This window comes from Moorena sp. SIO4A1, assembly GCF_010672065.1.
GTDB lineage: Bacteria > Cyanobacteriota > Cyanobacteriia > Cyanobacteriales > Coleofasciculaceae > Moorena.
Window position 1 is genome coordinate 1 of record NZ_JAAHHX010000132.1, and the last position, 6651, is coordinate 6651.

5 protein-coding genes are annotated in these 6651 nt (G+C 43.3%); 2 read left to right on the forward strand and 3 right to left on the reverse strand.

Translation table 11 applies throughout. The features are described from left to right. Positions 1 to 1074: 1074 nt before the first annotated feature. The 3 genes from ureA to F6K53_RS34600 form a co-directional block, all read right to left on the reverse strand. Positions 1075 to 1377 carry an urease subunit gamma gene (gene ureA, locus F6K53_RS34590; RefSeq protein ID WP_008179425.1) on the reverse strand — a complete coding sequence of 101 codons (303 nt, stop codon included), beginning with the start codon at positions 1375 to 1377 and terminating at the stop codon, positions 1075 to 1077. A 65-nt stretch (positions 1378 to 1442) separates the two neighbouring features. Further along, the gene (locus tag F6K53_RS34595; protein ID WP_293024894.1) at positions 1443 to 2456 is read right to left on the reverse strand and encodes an urease accessory protein UreD; all 1014 of its coding nucleotides are present in this window, start codon (positions 2454 to 2456) and stop codon (positions 1443 to 1445) included. 395 nt (positions 2457 to 2851) lie between these two features. Then, entirely contained in the window at positions 2852 to 4207 is a 1356-nt protein-coding gene (locus F6K53_RS34600) for a transposase (protein WP_293083822.1), read from the reverse strand. A gap of 445 nt (positions 4208 to 4652) precedes the next feature. Here F6K53_RS34600 and F6K53_RS34605 point away from each other — a divergent pair, with 445 nt between their 5' ends. Beyond that, entirely contained in the window at positions 4653 to 5687 is a 1035-nt protein-coding gene (locus F6K53_RS34605) for a hypothetical protein (RefSeq protein ID WP_293083825.1), read from the forward strand. 456 nt (positions 5688 to 6143) lie between these two features. After that, the coding region (locus F6K53_RS34610; RefSeq protein ID WP_293083827.1) for an AMP-binding protein at positions 6144 to 6651 on the forward strand (508 nt) is incomplete at its 3' end.

Sequence of the window (6651 nt, forward strand, 5' to 3'; positions counted from 1 at the left end):
CCGAAAAATCCGCCAATTTAGTCATTAAAATCTGACAAATTAGTTGGGAGGAAGCAACTCCAATGACTAACAATTCGTGATTCGGCCTTCGAGGAGGGTTAGATAAATTTGGCCAAAATTCCGACTATTCGCGCTCCTTTTCTCCCCATCTCCCCATCTCCCCATCTCCCCATCTCCCCATCTATTTTTGGCGAGAATGAAACAGCCCTACCTTACTAAGGGGGGTTAGGGGGGATCCCTAAAAACCCAGAACTTTGTACCTAATTGAATTGCAAACCGCTGTATTGCTTATTCCCTACTACTTATTGCTTATTCCCGATTACCATTACCATATTTTTTTATCTAGTTTCTCTTTTCTTTACACAGTCTTTAATCAATTAATCCTGACTTCTCTAGTCTGTTCTGAATAATCGATATAGGTGTTATTTAATTCTTACTTATTAACTCGTTGATGGTTCTATTTCTACAGTTAATGATTCCTTTTTGGTCAACTCTGACATCTTACATGGCTTTTAAAGCTATACTAATGGCCAGAAATTTTATCCTACTTATGGAAAAATTTTGCTTGTTCAGCAGCCAGTTATTCAGAAATTTATTTTGGCAACTATTTTCGCAAATTATAGCATTATTAAATTAGTTATGACTATAGTCATGACTACTCTCCCTACTTTTTCACTTTTTCTGTCTGGTGTTTGCTTTTTTTAAAGTTTTTTTACCATTGTTTGGTGCTTATGGGACTCCCTTCACTAGTTCAATTATGGAACATTTTCAAGTTCCAACTGAATGAATCTCAACCCAACAACAATACTATTCTTGAATCAACTGAGCCTAAGTTCAAAGAAATCTTGACGAAACGAATCCAGGTTGTTGATAACTGTCTTTATACGATTAATGACTGTCTGAATAGCCTAAATAACATCGTAGATCATCAAGGAACTGCACAACTGAGTAGTGAGCAAATAAATGACCTGAGAAACCAACTTATCCATCTCACAGAAGAACTCCGTCAACTTCGGTGAATCTTCTGATGATTTAAGATGAGTTAAAGAGTTATTTATCAAGCTTTTTGTGGGACTAACGAATTGGGTCATGTACAGTAACCAGTTTAGTCCCATCGGGGAAGGTTGCTTCTACCTGGACTTCATTCACCATTTCGGGAACTCCTTCCATGACATCATCCCGGGTCAGCAGCGTGGTGCCGTAACTCATTAAATCAGCTACTGGACGTCCTTCCCTAGCACCTTCCAAAATTTCCGCAGAAATGTAGGCAACGGCTTCTGGGTAATTTAGCTTCAACCCCTTTTCCTTGCGCCGTTCTGCCAATAAGGCAGCAGTAAAAATTAGTAGTTTATCCTTTTCTTGGGGTGTCAGTTGCATTGTTTTATCGTGTGGTTAGCAGCAATTTTGGTTAGTAGCAATTTTGGTTAGTAACAATTTTGACATTACAATAGCCAAACTCGTGGCTTAATCATAGGACGCCCGAATAGATTAACACGCAACAGTTGCCAAACCTCTATAAACCAGTGTCTCACCTCCTCAGTCGAAGCACCACGATAGCGGCATAATAATCCTGACATCAGCTGAGTTACGCCAGCTTCCCCCACATACTCCCTAGCACTCCAAAGTTCCCTGGCTTGTTCGAGAATCTCAGATGATACCGGTTCCCCTACCAAAGCTAATGTTCCTACCACTGGTTGTCCCGCTAAACCATAAGGACTAGAGAAGGTGGCTTCGCTAGCTGGTAACCATTGTCGGTCAATCCAGGTTGGATGTCCTTGCTGCCAAACTTCCGTATGCGATCGCCAATTTCCCTCCACAAACCTTTCTCCTCTGGCACTCCGTCCAAATCGAGTAATTTCCCAGCCTAACCAACTGGCTCCCGGCGCTAATTCTACCCGCAAATCCTGCCGGTAAACTGCACCATTGAATACAATCGTTTCCTGGGGCAACCATTCTAAACAAGCACCAGTCTCTACTTGGAGCCGGATGATTTGTCTAGTTTCTGGGGTTTTTAGCTTAGCGCTATAGTTTTTTTGATTAGCGCTAGATCTGATTTGTCTAGCTTCTGGCTTTTTTAAACTAGCGCTAGATAAATTTTCTTTAACTTCTGGTTGGTTTAAACTAGCGCTATAGTTTATTATACTAGCGCTAGAACTGCCCCTACCATAAGCTTTACTAGCAGCAGCAGTGGTGATTAAAGCATGAGTACCCGATTCAAGGTGGATATCTTGAGACAACCTGTCCCCTGCTACCATTCCTCCAGCGGTATGAAGTACCACACTGTGACAAACCCCTAGCCCTTCTGGATAAAACGGTCGCTGTACCTTCAAGGGAGCTCTGGCGTAGGTGTGAATAGGTTGAGTTTTTCCATGGGCTAAGGCAAAGCGTAATTCAAGGCTGCCATGCCATCGAGATTGATCACTATCTGTTGGTTGTGGTTGAGAGAGTCGATTCACGAATAATTAAAGGGCAATGTAAGGTAATTGACCGGGTCGCTTCGCCGTTGCTGAATATCGGAATCATATTCAAGTAAGCTAAACGGTTAAAATGCTTTTTAGGAAGGCAAAAAGCATGCATGGCTATTGGCAAAAGGGGACTGGGATCTATCTTTTTGATGTGATTTGACTAATATAAAGTTTAAATGCACAACAGCTTATACTTGAGCCAGTTATAGGGTACCTAAATTAATTGTGATAATTTTTGTTCATCGTTCCCTACTCCCTACTCCCTGTTCCCTGTTCCCTTTTCTATACCAATTACCCTTGAGTCTTCCAGAATTGGGCAACGCCTTGATCTCTAACTAATTGCCCGATTCAATCGGTGTCAAACTAATCACAGTACGTTGGATGAACTACCCCGCCCTGTAGAGGGACGGGGTTTCAGCAGACCCGTCCTGAGAGCGTGATTTTTGACGCTTCATCTTCCCTAGTTGCTTCATCGATCCAGTATGCTTACTGGTCTTTGAAGTAGAGCTAGAAAATCCACGTTTATCGAGGTCATTCCCGTACCCCGGCTGTTTTCCTAATGCTGCGTTGTACATTACCATTGTGCTGGTTTTGTCTCGTGGAAATTCAAACCCGCACTCATCACAAACGTGGTAACGATTGGAAATATCAGCCCATTCTTTATGAACTTTACCACATTTTGGACAACGTTGTGATGGCTTAAATTGCTTGGTAGGTAATTGAAGCACGATCCCACCTTTTAGTTCAATTTTGTAGGTCAGCATCTTATTAAGAGAACCAAAACCAACATCAAGGATAGATTTATTCAACCCAGCTTTTTGTCTTTGGCGTTTTGAGCTGTTCTTAGCTTTACGAGTCATTCCTTTCGTATTGAGTTTTTCAGTTACGCCGATGTCATAACGACTAGCTAAATCTGACGTAACCTGGTGTTGCCAGTCTTTACGCTGATTACCAATTTTACCCTTGAGTTGAGATTCTCGTTTATTGGCCTTTTTCCAGCGACTTGATGGCTTCACTCGCTGTCTACGATTAGGAGCGCGTTTTCTACGTTTAGCCTTGCCAGCATTTTTTAATAATGGTTCTAAAGTACGAGTAAAACGCTGATTTTCAATCTCGTTGAACTCAGAACCATCAAAGGTAGTAATAGCTGTTTCTGTTCCTAAATCATAAGCTACAACCGACTCATAGCTTAAGTCTGACTCAGCTCCATATAATGGTTCAGGTGTATCAACTTTTAGAGTGATCGATGCAAACCATTGATTTAATCGTGGTTTGTAAACAACAGTCAAAGTGGTTGGCTTACCCCAATATTTAGCCTTACCTCGCATCCTGATTTTAATTTTAAGGTCATTCAGGATAAGAGTTCCATGTTTTCCATTACTGTTAACTTTCCAGCCAGAAGCACTGGGGTAAGTCCATCCAGAATAGTCCCTAATAGATTTAAATATTGGGAACTTTCTTAGTCCACTGAAAAAACTGTTATAAGCTAGGTCTACCCGTTTAACTGTTGCCTGTAATGATGTGCTGTAAAGACCTTTATATTCCGTCCAGCATTCCTTGAAGGCCGGTAGAATATTTTGTTGTTCAAAATAACTAACGCTTTTCTGGTTTACTTTCCACTCATAGCGACGATGATCCAGACAGGCATTGTATAACAATTGATGCAAAGAACGAGCGTAGAATAACTTGGATTGTTGTGATACCGTTGGGTACAATCGAAATGTCTGTCTTAACGTCGCCACAGTGTAATCACCTCCTTAGTTTTATTCAGTCGCGCTGATTAGACGACAATCAATGTAACACAGATTCCGGAAGTTATGGCACGACTCCAAATGTATTGTATTCTGTGGTGGAGCGCCATTATAAAAAGTAAAAGAATATATCAAAAATCCATCGGGAGGATGTGGGGAAACAGTTGTTGAGGGGGTCTATCCATCCCCACTAATCACGAGGGATGGGGAATTTCGACCCCCTCAAACACCCCCCAATTGTTAAATGCCAGTTAATAAGTTTACGGTCACACCTGGCTCTCAAAAGCAACCAAACTAATGACTAACCATTAATAACCTATACATCTGGTGCATGATGCCAGATAATCAAGTCAGACTAATCTAGGGGTAGCGTGCAGTTTTATAATTTGGAAACCGTGCAATAATCGTGTTTACCGTGACTGGATAATCTTTCCCTATGGTGCAAGTGCCTGACTCTACCGCCGAACTCGCAGCCCTGCTCAACGAACCCATGGATCTGGATTTCCAACTCCCGGACCCAGAGGATGAAGAAATTCAGGAAACTGACTTTGAACAGCTAGTGGATCACGCTTGGCGAGTATGCGATCGCGTTGACCTACAGACCGATATCTGGCGGGGACGGATTCTACGAGTAGTAAGAGACAGGGAGAAAAAAGGGGGTGAAGGAAGGGGAGCTGGATTTTTAAATTGGCTCAAAAGTCGGGAAATCGGTAAGAGTCAGGCTTACTCCCTGATTGAACTGGCTAACAGTGCCGATACTCTGTTAACCGAGGGTCAGCTTAGTCATGATGCCATTAATAACTTCAGTAAACGGGCATTTGTGGAAACAGCTAAGTCGGCTCCCGAAGTCCAACAGATGGTGACAGAACGAGCTCAAAAAGGCGATCGCATTACCCGCCGGGAGGTCAAACAGGCGTCTGATCAATGGACTGCCATGTCCTCAGAATTACTACCAGAGGAAGTTAAAGAAAAATCTGCTGAAGGGGGTCTCCCATCCAGTTACCTGGCTCCATTGGTCAAAGAGATGGAAAAGCTGCCAGAAAGCCACCTGATTCCATTACAAGAAGCAATTGCTACAAACCCAGATGTGGACACCGTTAAACACGTGACCTCAGATGCCCGTTGCTTAGCCAAGTATCTAGATGCATCTGCCCAAGTCCAAGCTATTAATCACACATCCTTGGATATGGAACTAGCTTTAGATGAAGCGCTACGGCTTGAGTGTTTAAACACTGCTGCTGATTTAGTGAAACAAGCCTTGGCACTAGAAAAGACTGTTGGCAAACTCTATACCACCTGGAAGCGTTTAGGTAGCCTGTCAGACCGATTGTATGTAGATACCGGGGCAAGTACTCCCCACTTGCGATTGCTGCTGACCTGTATGGATCGTCTAGCCGGTGACGTGATTGAAGTTCCTTTGGACGAGAGTGGAGAGCAGCTGATTCGGCTGAAAGTTATGAGCGAAACCTAAGGTATCAGCATAAGCGCTACGCGCACGCTACGCGAACAGCTGTCAGCCGTCAGCCGTAACTCAGACCTTACGTTCCCGTAGTGCTGCCTTTGGCCTTAGCTTACCTCTTTGATTCAAAATCACATCAAGTAGCGTGGACACAAGTCCTTGGCTGATAGCTGAATGCTGAATGCTGAATGCTGAATGCTGAAGGCTGAATGCTGAAGGCTGAATGCTGAAGGCTGAATGCTGAAGGCTGAATGCTGAAGGCTGAAGGCTGAAGGCTGAATGCTGAATGCTGAATGCTGAATGCTGAATGCTTACCTTACTAAGGGGAATTGGTAGTTCATTAAGCTATTGGCCAATAATGCCCATCTTAATAGATAATAAACGATTGTTGTAGCCTAGAAAAAGGCTAATAAATCTATCGATCAGGGGATGGACGACGATTTGGCTGTGAAAATAAGGCATGCAGGTATGAAAGACAGTTTAGATCAGATGAGCGAGAATATACCAAAATTTTCTACCTTAGTAGACCTGCTACGTTACCGAGCAACACACCAGCCGGATCAGATCATCTATACATTTTTACTGAACGGGGAAACCCCAGACCGCTACCTTACCCATAAACAGTTAGACAACCACGCCCAAGCGATCGCATCCGAGCTTCTACACCAAAACGCAAAAGGGGAGCGAGCTTTGCTACTCTATCCACCCGGTTTAGAGTTTATCACAGCTTTCTTCGGCTGTTTGTATGCGGGAGTGTTAGCCGTTCCAGCTTATCCCCCCCGCTCCAATCAAAATTTGTCCAGGCTAGAGGCAATTGTGGCAGATGCTCAGGCCAAATTTGCCCTCACTACTACCCCTCTATTAGAGAAAATAGAGACTCAGCTAGCTGAAAATCCCGCCAACAATCAACTGAAGTGGCTGGCAACTGACAATCTGCCTACGCACCACGAATCAGATTGGCAGCACCCGGACTCTA

What these genes read in the sequence shown, in the direction of transcription:
- ureA (WP_008179425.1), bottom strand. Translation starts at nt 1,377, where the DNA reads ATGCAACTGACACCCCAAGAAAAGGATAAACTACTAATTTTTACTGCT.
- F6K53_RS34605 (WP_293083825.1), top strand. Translation starts at nt 4,653, where the DNA reads ATGGTGCAAGTGCCTGACTCTACCGCCGAACTCGCAGCCCTGCTCAAC.